This is a genomic window from Faecalibacterium sp. i21-0019-B1 (assembly GCF_042852915.1).
In the GTDB taxonomy this organism is placed as follows: domain Bacteria; phylum Bacillota; class Clostridia; order Oscillospirales; family Ruminococcaceae; genus Faecalibacterium; species Faecalibacterium taiwanense.
Window position 1 is genome coordinate 1,622,925 of record NZ_AP031425.1, and the last position, 18,516, is coordinate 1,641,440.

Annotated in this window: 15 protein-coding genes and 1 tRNA gene; 3 read left to right on the forward strand and 13 right to left on the reverse strand. The window is 57.2% G+C overall.

The window, feature by feature from the left end:
- From mutL to ACGHP1_RS08220, 6 genes are all read right to left on the reverse strand, one after another.
- Entirely contained in the window at positions 1-2,139 is a 2,139-nt protein-coding gene (gene mutL, locus ACGHP1_RS08195) for a DNA mismatch repair endonuclease MutL (protein WP_390508919.1), read from the reverse strand.
- 43 nt (positions 2,140-2,182) lie between these two features.
- On the reverse strand, positions 2,183-4,798 hold the full coding sequence (gene mutS / locus ACGHP1_RS08200; RefSeq protein WP_390508921.1) for a DNA mismatch repair protein MutS: 2,616 nt from the start codon (positions 4,796-4,798) through the stop codon (positions 2,183-2,185).
- Between the two features lie 112 nt (positions 4,799-4,910).
- Positions 4,911-5,318: a YlbF family regulator gene (locus tag ACGHP1_RS08205; protein ID WP_097775655.1), complete on the reverse strand. Its 408-nt coding sequence runs from the start codon at positions 5,316-5,318 to the stop codon at positions 4,911-4,913.
- Positions 5,319-5,370: 52 nt separating this feature from the next.
- On the reverse strand, positions 5,371-6,750 hold the full coding sequence (miaB, locus tag ACGHP1_RS08210) for a tRNA (N6-isopentenyl adenosine(37)-C2)-methylthiotransferase MiaB (RefSeq protein ID WP_223387550.1): 1,380 nt from the start codon (positions 6,748-6,750) through the stop codon (positions 5,371-5,373).
- A gap of 134 nt (positions 6,751-6,884) precedes the next feature.
- Entirely contained in the window at positions 6,885-7,277 is a 393-nt protein-coding gene (locus ACGHP1_RS08215) for a transcriptional repressor (RefSeq protein WP_390508924.1), read from the reverse strand.
- Positions 7,278-7,316: 39 nt separating this feature from the next.
- Positions 7,317-8,591 carry a replication-associated recombination protein A gene (locus ACGHP1_RS08220; protein ID WP_223387548.1) on the reverse strand — a complete coding sequence of 425 codons (1,275 nt, stop codon included), beginning with the start codon at positions 8,589-8,591 and terminating at the stop codon, positions 7,317-7,319.
- A gap of 183 nt (positions 8,592-8,774) precedes the next feature.
- On the opposite strand from ACGHP1_RS08220, the gene nth reads away from it, so the two are divergent.
- The 3 genes from nth to ACGHP1_RS08235 all read left to right on the forward strand — a co-directional run bounded on the left by nth (position 8,775) and on the right by ACGHP1_RS08235 (position 9,966).
- Positions 8,775-9,464 (forward strand): endonuclease III, encoded by a 690-nt coding sequence (gene nth / locus ACGHP1_RS08225; protein ID WP_044953658.1) that lies wholly within the window; start codon positions 8,775-8,777, stop codon positions 9,462-9,464.
- Between the two features lie 20 nt (positions 9,465-9,484).
- Positions 9,485-9,724, forward strand: coding sequence for a GlsB/YeaQ/YmgE family stress response membrane protein (locus ACGHP1_RS08230; RefSeq protein WP_005941717.1), 240 nt, complete (start codon positions 9,485-9,487; stop codon positions 9,722-9,724).
- A gap of 166 nt (positions 9,725-9,890) precedes the next feature.
- A tRNA-Thr gene (locus ACGHP1_RS08235) sits at positions 9,891-9,966 on the forward strand.
- A 299-nt stretch (positions 9,967-10,265) separates the two neighbouring features.
- Here the strand turns inward: ACGHP1_RS08235 and ACGHP1_RS08240 are convergent.
- The 7 genes from ACGHP1_RS08240 to ACGHP1_RS08270 form a co-directional block, all read right to left on the reverse strand.
- Positions 10,266-10,646: a hypothetical protein gene (locus ACGHP1_RS08240; protein WP_154259916.1), complete on the reverse strand. Its 381-nt coding sequence runs from the start codon at positions 10,644-10,646 to the stop codon at positions 10,266-10,268.
- A 6-nt stretch (positions 10,647-10,652) separates the two neighbouring features.
- On the reverse strand, positions 10,653-11,078 hold the full coding sequence (locus ACGHP1_RS08245) for a holin family protein (RefSeq protein ID WP_242959314.1): 426 nt from the start codon (positions 11,076-11,078) through the stop codon (positions 10,653-10,655).
- Positions 11,079-11,091: 13 nt separating this feature from the next.
- Positions 11,092-11,505 carry a D-Ala-D-Ala carboxypeptidase family metallohydrolase gene (locus ACGHP1_RS08250; RefSeq protein WP_154259918.1) on the reverse strand — a complete coding sequence of 138 codons (414 nt, stop codon included), beginning with the start codon at positions 11,503-11,505 and terminating at the stop codon, positions 11,092-11,094.
- A gap of 36 nt (positions 11,506-11,541) precedes the next feature.
- Positions 11,542-11,694, reverse strand: coding sequence for a DUF433 domain-containing protein (locus ACGHP1_RS08255; RefSeq protein ID WP_005937343.1), 153 nt, complete (start codon positions 11,692-11,694; stop codon positions 11,542-11,544).
- Between the two features lie 5 nt (positions 11,695-11,699).
- Complete coding sequence (locus ACGHP1_RS08260; RefSeq protein ID WP_390508927.1) at positions 11,700-12,083, reverse strand: hypothetical protein; 384 nt, start codon at positions 12,081-12,083, stop codon at positions 11,700-11,702.
- Between the two features lie 18 nt (positions 12,084-12,101).
- Complete coding sequence (locus ACGHP1_RS08265) at positions 12,102-13,544, reverse strand: phage baseplate protein (RefSeq protein ID WP_005941700.1); 1,443 nt, start codon at positions 13,542-13,544, stop codon at positions 12,102-12,104.
- Between the two features lie 147 nt (positions 13,545-13,691).
- Positions 13,692-18,509 carry a hypothetical protein gene (locus ACGHP1_RS08270; RefSeq protein WP_390508930.1) on the reverse strand — a complete coding sequence of 1,606 codons (4,818 nt, stop codon included), beginning with the start codon at positions 18,507-18,509 and terminating at the stop codon, positions 13,692-13,694.
- Between the last annotated feature and the right edge of the window lie 7 nt (positions 18,510-18,516).

Genomic DNA, 18,516 nt, shown 5'->3' on the forward strand with positions numbered 1-18,516 from the left:
TTATACGATGCGTCCAAACTGCTTTTCCAGCTCCTTCCGGGTCAATTTGAGTACGCAGGGGCGGCCATGCGGGCAGAACGGCGGCACCTCGCCGGAAAGGATCTTTTCGGCCAGCGCCAGCAGTTCCTGCGGCGAGGACTTGTCCCCCGCCTTGATGGCTGCACGGCAGGAGATAGAATGCAGCACCCACTCGGTGTGCTCGTTCAGCGCATCATGGCCGCCCTTGAGCAGCTTATTTGCGATCTCCACAAGCAGACTTTCCGCATTCTGCGGCTCCACATCTGCGGGCACCGCGCGCAGCACCACGGTATTGCCGCCAAAGTCCGCGATCTCAAGGCCCGCATTTTCCAGCAGAGGAATGTTATCCAGCAGGGCCTGCTTTTCCTCCGCAGCAAGGTCGATAGCAGCAGGCTCCAGCAGCATCTGGCTGGGCACATTGCCATAGTTCGCGGCTAGTTTTTCGTACAGCTGGCGCTCGTGGGCAGCGTGTTTATCGATCAGGCACAGCTCGTCGCCGCGTTCTGCAAGGATATATGTTCTGAACACCTCGCCCACATAGCGCAGCGGCTCCGGCTGATCCGCCGTCGGATCAAAGTTCATCTGCTCCGGCTCGGCCAGTACAGTTTCCTGTTCTGCCGCTTCCGGCGCATCCGGTTCTGTTTCTGCACAGGGTGCACTCTCAGGTTCTTCCTTCGGTGCTTCCTGCGCAGGGTTCCACGCTGCCATATGGTCCTGAGGCGAATGCAGTTTTGTCTCACCAAATTCCGGTTCCACATCCAGCTGCGTTTCACTTGCCGCCGCACGGAACGGCTCTGGTGCCTTTGTCGTTTCCAGCTTCGGGCTGTGAAGGGTCACGAACGGATCCAGCATATCCTCGTTCTGAGCACTGCCTTTCCAGCGCGGCTCACTGGGTGCTGTCGGTATTTGCATTGCAGCAGACGGGGCAGGCTGCTGCGGTGCTGCGGCGGGTTTTGCCGGTTCCCAGTGCTGCTGTGGCAGAACGCCCGGGTCTGCTTGTCCCCGAATGATCGCAGAAAGGCCTGTAAAGCTATTATTCTTTACATCATTTTTGATTATATCAGTGTCTTTTTTTGAATTTTCAGCTTTTTCTTCTTTGTCTGCTTCAAAGGTAAAAAGCCGTTCACCGGTGCCGGGCTGAGCCAAGGCCAGCTTGACGGCATGATACACCACATCAAAGACATCATTTTCGCGGGCAAAGCGGGCTTCGATCTTGGCCGGATGCACATTGACATCCACAAGGTCGGCCGGCATTTCCAGCAGCAGAATGCCGCCCGGGAACTTGCCCTGCATCATGGTACCCTTGAACGCCATCTCCATACCGGCCATCATGGTGCGGTTGCGCACATAGCGGCCATTGATGTAAAAATGCTGCATACTTCGGCTGGCGCGGCAGCTTTTGGGCGGGGTGACCAGACCGGTGATGCGGTACACGCCCTCCTGATTTTTCAGCTCAATGAGGTCCCGGCTGAACTCCCGGCCCAGCACCGCATAGGCTGCACCGCGCAGCTGGCCGTCGCCGGGCGTGACATACTGCAGCTTGCCCTCACGGATGAACTTGACGCTGACTTCCGGGTGGCTGAGCGCTACATGGGTAACTGTATCCGACACAAAGGTGCCCTCGGAGGAGTCCTTTTTGAGGAACTTCATGCGGGCAGGCGTGTTGTAAAACAGATCCTTTACCCGGATGGTAGTGCCCACAGCTCTGGCACCCGGCTCACGGGAGACCTCTTCCCCGCCCTCAATGCGGTAGACTGTGGCAAACTCGTCCACCTCGGTTCGGGTGGTCAGCTCTACACGGGCCACGCTGGCAATGGATGCCAGTGCTTCACCGCGGAAGCCAAGCGTATGGATGTTGGTCAGATCGTCCGGTGTTTCAATTTTGCTGGTGGCGTGGCGGATAAACGCCGTGGAGATATATTCTGCCTCGATGCCGGTGCCGTTATCGCTGATCTCGATCAGCTTGACGCCGCCGGATTCAATGCTGACGGTCACCTGCGTGGCACCGGCATCAATGGAGTTTTCCAGCAGCTCCTTAACAACGGATGCCGGACGCTCGACCACCTCACCGGCTGCGATCAGCTCGGCTGTGTGCTTATCCAGAACATGGATCACTGCCATGGTGTTTTCCCTCCTTGTATGGTCTGGGTCAGGTAGAGCAGTTTCATCTGTTCAGGCTGCCCTTCAGGGTCTTTTTCAGCTCGTAGAGGAAGTTCAACGCCTCAATGGGGGTGAGTGTTTCCACATCCAGAGCTTCCAGCTTGTCCATCATCTCGCTGGGCACAGCCGGAGAGTTATACTCCTGCAGGGCATCAAAATCCATCTGCTCTACTTTATTTTTAGGTGCAGTTGCTTCCAGCGCGCGCAGCACCTCATGGGCGCGGCGGGTCACACTGCCGGGCAGGCCTGCCAGCTTTGCCACCTCGATGCCGTAGCTGTCATCCGCCGGTCCGCGCACGATGCGGCGCAGGAAGGTGATGTCCTCGCCGCGTTTTTTTACTGCAATATTGTAGTTTTTTACGCCGTCCACGCCGCCTTCCAGCTCGGTCAGCTCGTGGTAGTGGGTGGCAAACAGAGTCTTGCAGCCAAGGCCCTTGGCGGGGTCTGCAATGTGCTCCACTACGGCGCGGGCAATGCTCATACCGTCAAAGGTGGAAGTGCCGCGGCCGATCTCGTCCAGCACCACAAGGCTTTTGGCGGTGGCATTTTTCAGGATCTCCGCTACCTCGGTCATCTCCACCATAAAGGTGGACTGACCGGCAGATAGGTCGTCCGACGCACCGATGCGAGTGAAAATGGCATCCACCACACCCACATGGCAGCTGGAAGCCGGTACAAAGGAGCCGATCTGCGCCATCAGCGCGATCAGTGCATTCTGGCGCATGTACGTGGATTTACCTGCCATGTTGGGGCCGGTGATGATCAGGCAGCGGTCTGCACCACAGTTCAGGGTGGTATCATTGGGTACAAACAGGCTGCCTTTCAGCATCTGCTCCACCACAGGGTGACGGCCCTCGGTAATGGTCAGCTCGTCACTGTCGTCCACGATGGGACGGCAGTAGTTGTTTTCCGCTGCCACCTGCGCCAGCGCCGTGAGCACATCCAGCTGGGCCACCGCATTGGCCGTGCGCTGGATGCGGTCCAACTGAGCGCTAATGCTTTCCAGCAGTTCGCTGAACAGGCGGTGCTCCAGCGTGATGAGCCGTTCGTGGGCACCTAAGATCTTGCTTTCCAGCTCTTTCAGTTCCTGCGTGATGTAGCGTTCGCCGGAAGTCAGGGTCTGCTTGCGGATGTAAGTCTCCGGCACCATGTTCTTATAGGAGTTGCTTACCTCGATGAAGTAGCCAAACACATGGTTATAGCCGATCTTCAGCTTGGGGATGCCGGTCTCCTGCCGCAGGCGGGCTTCCAGCTGCGCCAGAACGCCCTTGGTATTGTCGCGGATGGAACGCAGCTCGTCCACCTCGGCATGGTAGCCTTTGGCAATGACACCGCCATCCTTGAGGGTAGAGGGCGCTTCCGGGTCCACCGCCGCATAAATACGGGCCTTGATGTCCTCCAACGGATCGATCTGTACTGCCAGTTCAGCAAGCTCCGGGCAGCCGCAGGCCTCAGCCAGCCTGCGCAGGCCGGGCAGCCGGTCGCAGGTCTGGGCCAGTGTATAGATCTCCTTGGGTGTGGCAGAGCCGTAAACCGTGCGGGTCATCAGGCGTTCCATATCCGCAATGTAACCCAGCTCTTCGGTCAGGTCGCCGCGGGCCATAGTCTGCTTGACAAGGCTCTCCACAGCGTTCAGGCGGTGGTTGATGAGTGCACTGGAAATAAGCGGCTGCTCGATCCAGCTGCGCAGCATACGCTTGCCCATGGATGTACTGGTCTTATCCAGCACCCAGAGCAGCGTGCCCCGCTTTTCGCGGCCGCGCAGCGTCTCGGTCAGCTCCAGATTGGCGCGGGTCACGGGCGAAAGACGCATGAACTGGGCCTTATTATAGGTTATGACCGTTTTCAGACGTTCCACGCCCTTGATCTGGGTATCGTGCAGATATTCCAGCAGTGCCGCCATGGCAAAGCGCACAAGGCCGTCCGCTGCAATGCCGGTGGTCTGCACCCAGTCGCGGCCAAATTGGTTTTCCAGCGATGCCGCCACAAGGCCCGGTGCATAGCGCTCCTCTTCGATCAGCTCCACCGAACAAGTCATATTCTTTTTGATGTACGCCGTCACCTCGCGGCAGTCCAGCAGACCCGGATTCATCAGCACTTCGCTGGGATGGTAGCGGCACAGCTCCGTAATGACCGCCGGGGCGATCTTGTCTGCATTCAGCTCTGTGATATGGGCCGTACCGGTAGAGACATCCGCAAAGCACAAACCTGCTTTCTTTCCTTTGAGGAAGATACTGGCAATGTAGTTATTGCGGTCATCCTGCAGCATACTGCTCTCAATGACCGTGCCGGGTGTGACCACGCGGATGATGTCCCGCTTGACAAGGCCCTTGGCCTTGGCCGGGTCTTCCACCTGCTCACAGATGGCTACTTTGTAGCCCTTGGCGATCAGCCGCGCCACATAGCCCTCGTAGCTGTGGAAGGGCACGCCGCACATGGGTGCTCGCTCTTCCATGCCGCACTGCTTGCCGGTCAGGGTCAGATCCAGTTCCTTGGATGCCGTCAGGGCATCGTCAAAGAACATCTCATAAAAATCGCCGATGCGGTAAAACAGAATTTCGTCCTTATGTTGTTTTTTGATCTCAAGATATTGCTGCATCATGGGCGACAGCTCTGCCATGGTTTACCCTCTCTCCCGTTCTATGGTTCTGTGCACAAGTTTGCGGCTTGTAACCGCTTTTGCAAACAAAACGCGGTCTGTTTTGCACAGCCGCGTTTTGTTTTTGCCGGTTTTAGTGGCAGCCGCCGCAGGTGGAGCAGCTGCCGGTGCAGGAAGCAGAAGGCTCCTGTACCGTCATGGGGTCGCCGCCATTCATGGCAGTGTTGATGATGGCATCGATATAGTTCACGAGGTTCTCGCAGTCACGCTTGGCCTCGTTGTAAGCCACCATGCCCTCGTTGCCCATGATCTGGCCGTACAGGCTGTTCACCTTTTCGTTCAGTTCGGCGATGCGGGCATCGTTGCGCTCGCTCTTGCCGATCTCATTGTTCAGATCCATGCGGGCGAGGTTGAACTCGCCGATCAGGTTCTGCAGCTCTTCGTCCTTATCGTTTGCCTTGCGGGTCTGATCCAGAACGAGGTAGCGGCTATCGGTCTGCAGCGCAACGGCTGCGCGCTTGAAAAGATCAATGCAATCCATTTGAATGGTCTCCTTCTTATTTATACGTTCAGGGGCACTGCCCCGGAATCACTCAGGCAAGCTCACCCAGCAGCACAGTCGCCCGTGCGCCCGTGAGATGTACGTTGGCATAGCTGCCCATCAGGGAAGCATCTGCCGTGAACTCCACCGTCAGGTTGTTGTCCAGACGGCCGGAGAGGGTGCCCTCATTGCGGCCAAAGCCCTCTACCAGTACCTTCACAGTCTGGCCAACCTGCGCCTTGACCAGCGCCATGGCGATCTCGTCCTGCAGCTTGAGCAGGCGGGTCATGCGGTCGGTCTTTTCCTTGCGGGGGGTGGGGTCCGGCATTTCGGCAGCCTTGGTGCCGGTGCGCTTGGAATAGATAAAGGTGAACAGCTGCATATAGCCCACCTTCTGCACCAGTTCCAGCGTCTTTACAAAGTCCGCTTCGGTCTCGCCGGGGAAGCCAACGATAATGTCACTGGAAAAGGTGATGCCGGGCACCGTTTTGCGAGCGTATTCGATCAGCTCCATGTACTGCTCCACCGTGTAGTGGCGGTTCATCTTCTTCAGCAGTTCATCGGAGCCGCACTGCACCGGCAGGTGCAGGTGCTTGCACAGCTTCGGCTGGGCGGCAATGGTGTCGATCAGCTTGTGGCTGGCATCCTTGGGGTGGCTGGTCATAAAGCGGATGTGATAATCGCCGGGCACCGTGCACAGCAGGTTGAGCAGATCAGAAAAGTCCACCTTTTCTTCCAGACCCTTGCCGTAGCTGTTGACGTTCTGTCCCAGCAATGTGATCTCCTTATAGCCTGCCTCCACAAGACCGCGGAATTCAGCAAGGATATCACCGGGCTTGCGGCTCTTTTCGCGGCCGCGCACATAAGGCACGATGCAGTAGGTACAGAAGTTGTCGCAGCCGTACATGATGGGCAGCCATGCGCGGAACTCGCTCTCACGCCGGATGGGGATATTCTCCACGATGACCGGGCGCTGGGCGGGCTCCATCAGCACACGCTTATGCTTCTGCAGCTTCTGGGCAATGAGCTGCGGCAGGGTGTCGATGCCGTCCACGCCAAACACCAGGTCAACGTAAGGATAGCTCTGGCGCAGCTTTTCTACCACGTGCTTCTGGTTGGCCATGCATCCGCACAGGCCGATGATGAGATCATGCTTTTTTTCCTTGAGTCCCTTCAGGGCACCTACGTTGCCGAACACACGCTGCTCGGCATGCTCACGCACGGCGCAGGTGTTGAAGAGGATCAGGTCTGCATCCTCGGGCTTATCGCACAGGCCATAGCCGATGTCCATCAGCACGCCCTTGATCCGCTCGCCGTCGTTCACGTTCTGCTGACAGCCATAGCTGTGCACAAAGGCCAGCGGCGGCGTATCATAGGCCTGCTTTACCAGCTCAGCGGCAATGTTATTATGTTCAAAACTAATGTATTCCAATCAAACCATCCTTCTCCGCCGGGCCGAAGCGCCCTGTGCGGCGAAAATCTATTTGCACTTTCTGAAAAGAGCCTTCTCTATAGTATACCCTGTTTATACGCTCCGGGCAAGAGGTTCCGTGCAAATTTTATGGTTCAGTGGGCGTTTTCCTGCGTTTGCTTCTCGCAGCAGACCTCGCATACGCCGATCAGCACAACAGCGCAGTCCTGCACATAGCCCTTCTGGTTTTTCACCAGTTTCATTACCTGCTTTTCGTCCACCTCGGCATCGGTCACGCTGCCGCACACGGTGCAGTACAGATGGCTGTGCCAGGGCAGCGTGTGGTCAAAGCGGTCAGCCTTGCCTGGAATGGACACCCGGCGCACCCGGCCCGCATCCACCAGACTATTCAGGTTACGGTATACGGTGCCAAGGCTCAGGCCCGGGCATTCCTTGACTGCAGCATCATAAATTTCCTCGGCGGTGGGGTGGTCGCACAGGTTCTGCACCGTCTGCATGACCAGCTCACGCTGTTTGGAATATCGCATAACTTCTCCTTTGCTTTCTCCTCATACAAAAGGTCTTGTTCAGACGTTCTCTTCGCCCTTGATCTTTGCCCAGTAGGCACGGGCCGCCTGCTCATTTTTGTTATCGCCAAAGGTATAATATTTTACGTCCTTGATGGCATCTGGCAGGTACTGCTGCTCCACCCAGTGATGGTCGTAGTCATGGGCGTATTTGTAGTTCTGGCCCTTCACCAGAGCATCCTCACCGTCGTAGTGCTTGTTCTGCAGTTGGCGCGGGATCGGCCCGGTACGGCCCGCCTGCACATCCGCAATGGCCGCGTTGATGGCATCATGGGCACTGTTGGACTTGGGACTGGTGGCCACCAGAATGACGGCATCTGCCAGCGGGAGCCGTGCTTCCGGCAGGCCCACCATGTTGGCGGCATCAATTGCCGCCTTCACAATGGGGATGATCTGTGGATAGGCAAGGCCCACATCCTCGCAGGCACATACCATTAGGCGACGGCAGGCCGAGGGCAGATCTCCTGCTTCCAGCAGACGGGCCAGATAATGCAGCGCCGCATCCGGGTCGGAGCCGCGCATGGACTTCTGGTAGGCTGACACGATGTCGTAGTGGTCATCGCCCTCCCGGTCATACCGCATGGCAGTGCGGCGGGTGACCTGCTGGATCATTTCCAGCGTAATGTGCTTTTCCCCATCCTCAATGGGAGCTGCCGTCACCGCAAAATCAAGACAGCCCAGCGCCTTGCGCAGGTCGCCGCCTGCGCTCTCGGCAAGGTAGGCACAGGCATCCTCGTCCATGCAGACCTTTGTGCTCTCCCCTTCCGAAAGCTTTTTCAGTGCATTGTGCACCCCACGCTCCACATCCGCTGCCGAAAGTGATTTGAACTCAAACACCGTACAGCGGGACAGCAGCGCATTATAAATGTAGAAGTATGGATTTTCGGTGGTGGATGCAATGAGCGTCACCGAGCCGTCCTCAATGCATTCCAGCAGGCTCTGCTGCTGTTTTTTGTTCAGGTACTGGATCTCGTCCAGATACAGCAGGATGCCTCCCGCACCTGCCAGCGTGCCGATATCCTTGAGCACCGCCTTGATGTCCCCGGTGCCGCAGGAAGTGCCATTGAGCTTATGCAGCGTCATACCACTGTTTTCTGCAATGATGCGTGCCACCGTCGTTTTTCCGGTACCGGACGGGCCGTAGAAGATCATGTTCGGGATGCGTCCGCTCTCGATGGTACGGCGGAACACCCTGCCCGGTGCCAACAGATGCTGCTGACCGCAGACATCTGCCAGTGTTTTGGGCCGCAGACGCTGTGCCAGTGGTTCGTTCATCGTGTTTTCCTCCTCCCGTACCGAGGCGCGATTCCCCCAGCATTTTTCTATAGTATATCGCATTTTGGCAGTAAGAGCAAGGTTTTATCTGAAAATCATTCTCAGATAATTTTTGCCCGCAGTTTACAAAAAACGCAAAACATGGTATTATCGTATCAGCTTTTGTCGATAGGAGTGGATGAAATGCCTGTTCGCAAAAAAGCACCAGAAGACCTTACTGCAAAAAAGGCGCTGGCGCTGGAAGTGATTGACCGGTTAAAAAAAGAATACCCAGATGCCGGCTGTACATTGGATTATGACCACGCCTGGCAGCTTCTGGTCAGCGTGCGTCTGGCAGCCCAGTGCACCGATGCCCGCGTGAACATTGTGGTGGAAGACCTGTTTGCCAAATATCCCAATGTTGCTGCGCTGGCTGCTGCAGAACCCGAAGACATTGAAGCCATCGTCAAGCCCTGCGGGTTGGGACACTCCAAAGCGCGGGATATCTCCGCCTGTATGCGGGTGCTGCGCGATAAATACGGTTGTCAGGTGCCCACCACCTTTGAGGAGCTGCTCGCCCTGCCCGGCGTAGGCCGCAAGAGCGCAAACCTTATCATGGGCGATGTGTTTGGCAAGCCTGCTATCGTAACAGACACCCACTGCATCCGGCTGTGCAACAAGATCGGCCTTGTGGACGGCATCAAGGAACCGCAGAAGGTGGAAATGGCCCTGTGGAAGATCGTTCCTCCGGAAGAAGGCAGCGACCTGTGCCACCGCTTTGTGATGCATGGTCGGGCAGTGTGCAATGCGCGCAAACCAGAATGCGAAAAATGTTGTTTGAAGGATATTTGCCGCTTTGCCCGGGAAACCGCCGGGCAGAGCGCAGAGCTTTAAAATTCAGGAGGTAGAATATTATGTTTGGTTTTATTTTCAGTCTGCTGATCGGCGCTCTGGCTGGTTACATCGCCGGCCGCATTATGGGCAGCGAAACTTCCACCGTGCGCAATATTGTGCTGGGCATTCTGGGCGGTTTTGTAGGCAGCATCGTGTTCGGCCTGATTGGTCTGAGCGCTACCGGCATCGTGGGTGAGATCCTCGTTTCCGTTGTGGGTGCCTGCATCTGCATCTGGATCGGCCGTAAGCTGTTCAACTGATTTTTCTTGTGTGCAAGGTTGCTCTTCGAGTTTTTTCTCGGAGAGCAGTTATATTTTTACGTCACAGACTATTTGCACCTGTTCTGCCGCAAAATCAAATCTTGACAGCGCACAGGAAGTATGATAGAATATTTCTCGTTGCAGAACATGCAAGAAAATTTTATCTGCTACTGTGGCTCAGCTGGTAGAGCAGCTCACTCGTAATGAGCAGGTCGCCTGTTCGAATCAGGTCAGTAGCTCCAAAGAGAAATCCCCAAAAAGTGGCTTTGTGCCTAGCTTTTTGGGGATTTTTCTTTTTATAGCCGTCCTTCGGTTTTTAGAAAAAAACGCCTTAATTACCCTTATTTTACCACAACTTCCCTAAATCAGTGGCGCAAAAAGTGGCGCAGAATGGCACACAGCATCAGATTATTTTCGTGCTCTGTATCGCTGTGTATACTTTCCCTGCGCCTTCAGCTTGTCGTAGGTCTGGCCTGCCTGAAGGGCTGCTGCTATACTATGACTTTGTTGGCGTTAACATTTTCGTGATGCCGCGAAAACATCACATATAGGTTTTCTGACTGCGCACCTGTGCTTCGATCATCGGCTTCAGGTAGCTGTCGAGGTCGCCAAAGGTCTCCTTGATGAACGTGATGGTCTCCTGCGTCAGGGCTTTCTTCGCTGCAGCCAGTGCGCGGTTGTAGGCAATGCGCTGCGCAGCCTCGTCGAACTTGTCCTGTTCCTTCAGGGCATCAACGTAGGTCTGGTTGACGTACTGGACGGCGTTGAACACCGCGTTGGCGGCATTCTGGAGACAGGTCTGCGCAAACTTGTTGTTGATGTAGCCGTTTGCAATGCTGACACCTTTGTTCAGGCCCCAGCCGAAAATGACGGTCATTGCAGGGATGCAGGCAGTAAGAGCGACTTTCAGGAATTCATTCATAAGAGCTTATCCTTTCTGCTCGGTTTCCGAGCGCTGCTTTAAAATGTCCACGGCCTTGGTGATCGCTGCCGGGATTGGCAGTCCCATCAAGCCCGCGTTTTCGATGATGGAAATGGTCTCGTTGCAGATAAAGCCGATCACAACGGCATCCCGCACAAAGGTGGAACCCATCACGGCATCCAGCCTGCAGGCCACCAGCACGATCAGCAGCGTTTCGCCCTTGCGGCACAGGCCCTTCCAGCCTGCGCGGCTTTCCAGCGTGCCGCTTTTGGTCTTGGGGCTTGCATGGAACACTCCTGCCACGATCAGCCCGGTGATGTAGTCGATGGCCATAAAGATGATGAGCGTCTGCAGCGCTGCGTCCCACCCGCCAAACAGGCTGGCAAACGCAGCGCCCAACGCACCCACCGCCATGCAGAAATAATCTTTCAAAACGTCACCCCCCTCACAGTGTCCACCGGCTCTTGTTCGGGCGGGTGTCTACATGCACCCAGCCCTTTGCCCGGCCTGACTTGACCGGGTAGCGGCCCACGCCGCCCCAGCCGGGCATCAGGCTTTCGGCGTAGGCGGCCACAGCCAGTGGGTCGGTGTCCTGCACCTGAATGTCAGCGGCCCGGCCCAGCAGGTGCTGGCTGGATCTGGAGCCGCCCACCTTGGTGTTGTGGCTGGCGGTGCGGTAGCCGCTGGTGATGGTCACCGGCTTGCCGAAGTGCTCCCGGATGCACTGCAGCAGCACCACAAGACCCTCGTCAATGAGGATGGTGTCGGTGCCGTCGCGGCAGCGGAATTCCCGCACACGGAACGCGGGAGAGAGCTGCTTTGCACCATCATTCTTCAAACTGTACTGCTTGATTGCCATATGTATCACGTCCTTTCATAGGATCAAGCCACGGGCTTATTTTTCCAATTCTGCCTTGATGGCTTCCAGATCGTCCGTGGTCAGGGACGGGTAGTCGGCGGCGATGTCTTCAAAGACTTCACCGGCGGCAATGCGGATTTTGAAAGCGCGGGTCATAATGCGAAGTTTGAGTGCGTTCAGGGTTTTCATAAAAATCAGCCTCCAATCAAATCAGCCATCATCAAAATAATATCGTTGTTTGCGGCTTCCAGCGCGTCCACGCGCTCCGGCAGCTTCTTCCGTGCTTCGGCCTTTTTGCGTTCTTCTTCCTGCGCGGCCAGCTCTTCGGCGGTGTAGCGGATGTATCTCTGCACTGGCATCTGCTCAGTCCATGCGGCCTGCGCAGGCACGCCCGGCACGTCGATGACCTTCCGCACATCCCTGCCGCCGCCGGGATACTCCGTTACGGTCTCGTAGTGGCTCACTTCCTCTACACCTTCCACAGCCGGGTGCTCCACTGGTTCGGTGTCGTCCACCAGATACCCAAGCGTCAGGTCAGGGTTTTCAATGGCTGCACCGTTCTCGTCAATGATCTTCATGGTTCAAAACCTCCTTTCTCAGGCCACGCGCCGCCAGATGTGCACATAGTAGGCGGCAGGCTGCACGGTGGCGCTGCGGCCGTAGATGGCATTAGACTTGGACGCATCCAGACTGAACTTATATACATCAGAAAAGTTACTGTATTCGCCCGTAGATGCGATCGCGCTGCCGGCAGTGAATGCGCCAGATACCTTATGTTCACCCTTTTTTACATCCGCGACAAAAGAGCCTGTGATGTTCGGCAGTCCGGCCTCCACGGTGGTGCCCGCTGCGTGGCCGCTGCCAGCACCCATCAGTACCCGGTTCTGCGCAATCTCCTGCCATGTACCGCCGAACAGTGCGGCAGGGCTTGTACGTGCGGTGCTCTGGTAGATGCTGCCCACGGGGTAAGGGTCCGGGGCAGTACCGCCCGCCAGATGCAGCGTGCCGTCTGCATCTGCCGTGAAGTCGTCACTCAGCTTGACACCGCCCAGCGTGGTGGTGGTGGCGGCGGGGAGGGTGTAGTGCACGGTGTCGCCGCTGCCAAAGGTCAGCACCAGTTCTCCGTTTTGCAGCTCTGCACTCTTCAGGTAGTCACCGCTTTCCTTTTCCACCGCACCCACGTCGTCCGCAGTCAACGGGGTATTCTTTCCGGTGCCGCCATGTGCTGCGGGCAGGATGCCGGTCATGTTTTCCAGTGTCGTGGTGTCCTTGGTCTGCATGGTCTTCGTGCTTCCGTCGCCGAAGGTCAGCGTCAGGGTGCGGTCTGTCAGCGAAATGCTCTTCACGTAGCCCGCGCTGTTCGCTCCCACCGCACCAAGATCCTCCGCCGTCAGGGTCACAACGCCGCCCTTGCCGTTCACCTTTACCACCGCGCCATCTTCGGGCGGCGCAAAATTCTCGGCACGATCTGCAGCCCGCTGCGCCCGCTCCGCATCGCCTTGGGCGCTGCCCGCCGCTTTCTGTGCCATTTTTGCCGCCCTTGCCGCGTTCGCTCCGGCTGTCGCTGCAGTGTCTGCGTCCCGCTTTGCTGCTGCGGCCGCGTTCCGCGCTTCCTTTGCGCTTTCCTGTGCCCCGGTCGCATATCCCAGCACCCGCGCCACAAAAAGCTCGTACTGCGTCGGGCTGATCTCTGCATCGCCGTCTGTGTTCAGTGTTTCATAGCAGTCATACCGGGCCGGTCGGGTCAGCGCCCGGTATCCGTCCTCACCCAGAGCCAGCAGCATCCAGCTGCCGCAGGGGCTGGCGGTAAATTCCTTGCCCACCGCTGCGCTGTACTCCTCGTCCAGCAGGATCGGTGTCGGCAGTGTGCCGTCCTGCCGCTGGATGTGCAGCGTCACGGCACATCCGGCCCACTCCTGCGGCAGCTCAAACTTCAGCCTTTCCACATTGGCGCTGCTCTGCCCGCCCAGATGCAGCACCCGCATCTCCGGGCCAAACTCCACACCGCCAAAGTTTTTCCGAATAATTTTCACCCGCATCCCGCTGCCTCCTTCCGTCCTTCTCAGCCTATCACACAAACGTCCGTAATAACACTGCGGACTTTTTTCAAACTTTTCCATTTCAAAAGAACCACATATACAAATCCCCCGGCGTGAAATTCATCGCGCCGGGGGATTTTTCTTTTCTTACCTCACTGCCGCATATGGGTCCGGTTTCGGTCCTTCCTCCGCTTTCTTTTCTGCCTCCTCCACCCACTGGGCAAAGTTTTTCTCCGTGTACAGCTCTTCTCCGTCTGCGTCCTTGAGCGCCAACAGCATTTTTTCCATCTGCTGCCGGTCTGCATCGCTTCCCGCAAGGTACTCCGGCTTTGCTGTCTCGGTGATCTTGCTTTTAAGTGTCGTCGCGCTCTTGCCCGCCTTCGCCAGCCTGTCATATTCTTCCTGCACAGCACCTGCATCCCAGCTGTCCACCGCTTCCACAAGGTCGTCCGTCACGCTGGCGTTATCGCCCTTCAGCTGCTTTTCGGCCAGCTGGTTTACCGCACCGGTCACGCAGTCCACCACATCCCCGCGCTTTCCCTTCGGCAGGCCCAGCACTTCGCTCAGCTGTTCGATCATCTCGTTTTCCAGCTCGTACCGCTTCTGGTCGTTTCCTGCATTCTGCTCTTCAGCAGCCTGCCGCACCCGCACGTCGTACTTTACAAGGCGGCTCTTCAGCTGGCTGTACATTTTGTTTTCCGCAATGGTTCCCGCTTCCACCATAGCGTTCAGCTTCTCCACTGCGGCCTTTGCTTCGTCGCTGTCGCCGCCGGCATAGGCGTTGTACAGCCGGTCATACTGGCCGGTGGCGCTTTGGGGCACAGAATTAAAGCTGAACTGTCCTCCGTGCGCAAGATTTTCAAGGTCACCATAGTAGCCCTTTACCGCTTCTACAATCTTCCGTCCATTGCCGTAGGGTACACCCGCCACTTCAAAGCTGTCCTCCAGCAGCGTCATGCTGCGCTGCATCAGCTTATTGTGGTGCTTTTGCAGCTGTTCTTCGTCCATTTCACTGGTGTCTTTCCGGAACTCCGCAAAAAACTTCTGCACATCTCCGGCCAGATCATTCACCACGCTGATGCTTGCTGCACTCAGCACGTCGTAATCCTTGCCGTTCACAGCATTGTCGATCAGGCTGTATAACTCACTTCCGTACAAAAAGTTTCCCGCAAAACTTTCTGTGTACAGGCTTGCAAACCGTTTCCACATGCTCTTCACGGTCACATCGCCGTTTTCGTCCTGCTCCCGGTCCCACCGGTGCAAAAGGAAATCTGCGCCGATCTTCATGATCGCAAACACCGCCGTCTGTGCCGCCTGGCTCACAACAGCCCGGTTTCGCTGTGTTTTTGCCCTCTGCAATTCTGCTTTGTTTTCATCGCTCTGGTTCTGCCGGTAGCGTTCCGCCTGTGCCCTGTAATCGCCAATGGCATCCGTCAAAACGCCGTAGTTCTGGAAGCGTTGGGTGGTGAACATGGTCAGCTGCTTCAGCATTTCGTTAGGGTTGCGCTGAATGCCCGCCCGCTGCATCACGGTGTAGTTGGGCTGTGTCTGCTCGATCACCTTCTGATAGGTGCGGTTCACCGCTTCCCAATAGGCCGGGCTGCCTGTCACCTCCGCGCCTTCAAACTCGGCCGTGTGGTGCTGCACGTATCGCTTGCTGCCTTCCCACAGGGCTGCTACCGTCACTTCGTCCATCCCGTTGATCCAGCCGGTCAGCCAGTTCGGCAGCTTGTCCATGCCCTTTTCCGCCAATGTTTCCTGCTTTCCAATGCTGGCAAGCTCGCCGTTCTGGCTGCCGCGCTTGCGCCAGTCCAGCAGCACGTCTCCGTGTTCTTTGATCTCCGTTTCCAGCGCTGTCCGCGCCTTGGGCGAAAGGTTTTTCACAAAGGGTACCACTGCCGCCATGGTGTCGCCGCCCAGTACGGCCGCTGCTGTGGGCAGGCTTGCCGCCTGCGCAATGGCAACGCCCGGGTTCAGCGTCAGCACTGCGCCTGCATAGTTTCCGCGCAGGTTTCCCAGTACTTTGTTAAAGGTGCTGGGCCGCTTGCGCTGGGTAGTCTGCAGGTCGGTCAGCAGGTCATCGATGTAGCTCACCGCATCCTTGCCCCACTGTTCCTTGATGATGCCGTTCTTCAGGTTTGCAAGCCCTTCCCGCGTCTCCACGCCGCTGTTCAGGATCTTCTGCACGTCCCGGATGGGCGCGGCCAGGCCCGCATACGCCGCCGTGTCCCGCAGGCTGCGCTGCACCACATTTGCGCATTCTTCCAGCAAAATGGGCTGTCCGCTCTTCACGCGGTTCTTCAGGAAACCGCGTCCCTCAATGGTCGCGTCCAGATTCAGGCCGTCGATCTGGGTCGCCAGCACCGATTTATCCACCGCAATGGGGTAGTAGTTTTTCACGGTTGCCCTCTGGTAGCCCACTAGCTGCAGGCTCGTCTCGTTGATGAGCTTTGTGGTGTAGCTGCCGAAGAATTCCTTCATGATCCGGCACCATGCCCGGTCGTAGTCGGTCATGGCTGCTTCCACTGTCTGCAAAATGCTATCTGCCGTCGGTGTCCCGTCTGCATTCTTCAGCATTCCCAGATGCACGGCCTGTCCCTTCTGGTAAGCCTGCTCAATGTCGCCCTTGTTGTACAGCTTTGCATCCGGAATCACAAGTCCGCCGTTCATCAGGTGGTTCAGGCTGTCGGTGTTGTGCAGGTGCATGTACAAACTGCACAGCTGTGCATGGGTCAGCCTGGCTTTCTTTCCCTTCACATCGGTCAGGCCCACGTCCACAAGGTCTGCGCCCGGGCCTGCAAAGTTCTGCATTTCCTTCACGTGTTCTTTTCCGGTCACGTTGGCAAACAGCTTTTCGCCTTCCACGGTGATCTTCGTCTGCCGGTACTGGCCGTCGTTCAGCATTTGGGCCATCTTTTCCATCTGGCCGTTCTTCGCGTAGCCGCCCAGCATACGGAACACCCGCTCCGCGCCCAGCATATCCAACTGATACTTTGTCAGCAGATTGTGCACGCCGTCCAGCTTTCCGCCGGGGTGATTGCCCTTGCTGGCATTCACCTCGCTGGCTGCGCCTTCTGCGATTGTGCTCACTTCTTCAGCCTTTGCAAGACTCACCGTCTTGTTTGCATTGCGGATCACATGCAGCGTCGAGCTGGTAATAGCCTTCAGCATCCGCATCTGATCCACCGTCATGGGCAGATAGGTGCGGTTCTCCGTCTCCTTGATGCGTTTGCGCAGCCGTTCCTGCAGTGCCCATGCTTTCTCGCTGTCCGGTAAAGCTTCTGCCTCGGCCAGCTGCTCGTGCAGTTTGGTCAGCTTTGCGTCCTTTGTCGTCTGCAGGTTGTCCCGCAGCGTCTGGATCAGGGTATCCACGCCGGTCTGCTTCCATTCTTCGGTCATGGCGTTTGGGCTGTTCTCGCTGCCCGCACTCTGACGGATCCGGTCCTGCAGCCTCGTCAGCTGGTTCACGGCCCGTTCGTTCAGAATGGTCATGTCCGCCAGCTTTGCCACCTGTGCTGCCGCATCGATCAGCCCCGGCTGTACATACTTGTCCTTGCTGGGCCGCAACAGCATCTGGTTCAGCTGTGCCGCGTTCTGCCGGATGCTGCGTTTCAGCTCATCCATCTTCCGTGCATCCCGTGCCCGCTGCACTCGCTTTTCCGCTACTGCCTTCGCAACGGCAATGTCTTCGTCCCGCTGTTGGCGCGCCGTTTCAATGGCCAGGGCATTCCGCTGCGCCTGTTTCTGCTCCCATGCGGCCCGCTTACGTTCGTTATCCGCCTCCCATTCCATGATCTCATTTTCCTGCACGATCAGGCTGTATTCTGCCTTGTCCGCGCGCCGCTGCTCTTCCCGTAGCCGCATACTCAGATCTGCATTTTCCTCCCGCAGTTCTCCCATGCGTTCCCGATACCACAGCTTTGCTTCATCCAGCATTTCCTGCCGCTCGGCCTTCAGGCGTTTCACTTCCTGCTTCATTTCCCGCTCATAGCTTTCCCGCAGCACTGTCAGCTTTTCGTTCAGGTTGCCCACATTGGAAACATCCACACCAAAGGTTTCAAGGTTCTGGTCCAGCAGCTTTTCTGCTCTTGCGTTCTGCCGCTGCAGTTCGGTCATCTGCTGCACTTCGGCGTTCTGGTTTGCAGTGCGCCGGTTTTCCTGCATTCTGCGGCCAAACTCCCGCTGCTGTGCTTTCTGTACGCCGCGCAGTTCCTTTGCCACCTCTGCAGCACGTTCTTTGCTGCCTGCTGCGGCTCTTGCCACATCCATATTGTGTCGCTGGATGCCCTCAAAGATAGCCTGCGCGTCAGTCATCTCCGGTGTTGCCATAATGTCACCGATGATCCTGCCCGCCAGTTCGATCTTTGCATCCTCATACTCTGCATCGTCTGCAAACCGGCTCATAGTCGCAGGCTTGATGGCATCGTGCAGGTTCATCAGCACATTCAGCCACTCGGTGCTTTCCATGCTCATTGCACCATCCACACCCGCCTGCTGCGCTGCAGCTTTCCACAATGCCTTTGCGCCGTCGCTGGTGCCGTCCACAGCGCGGTTGTCGTTGATCACGCTTTCGTACTGCTGTGCCGGGTTGCCGTCCCGCACGCTTTCGGTCTGCCGCAAGGTCACGCCGTGCCTGCGCGCTTCGGCCACTGCTTCACTCCAGCTGCCGTATGCTTTCACCAGTTCTGCCTTTGCCTGTCCGCTTCTGTTCACGGTATATTCCAGCTTGTGCAGTTCCGGGTATTCGTCCCACAGCTCACTGTTGCGGTAAACTGCCCCGTCCAGAATTTCTCCCGCCAGCGTTTCGGCCAGCGCATTGGCTTTTTCCATGTCCGCACCGTCGGCTTTCAGGTAGTCCACCAGTACCTCGGTCTCCCTCGCAAGCTTGGCCCGGTCCGCCTTACTGCCGTTCGCCTTTGCCCAGCGGCTGGCCAGTCCTTCAATGGCCGTCCGGCTCACCTTCACACCCCGT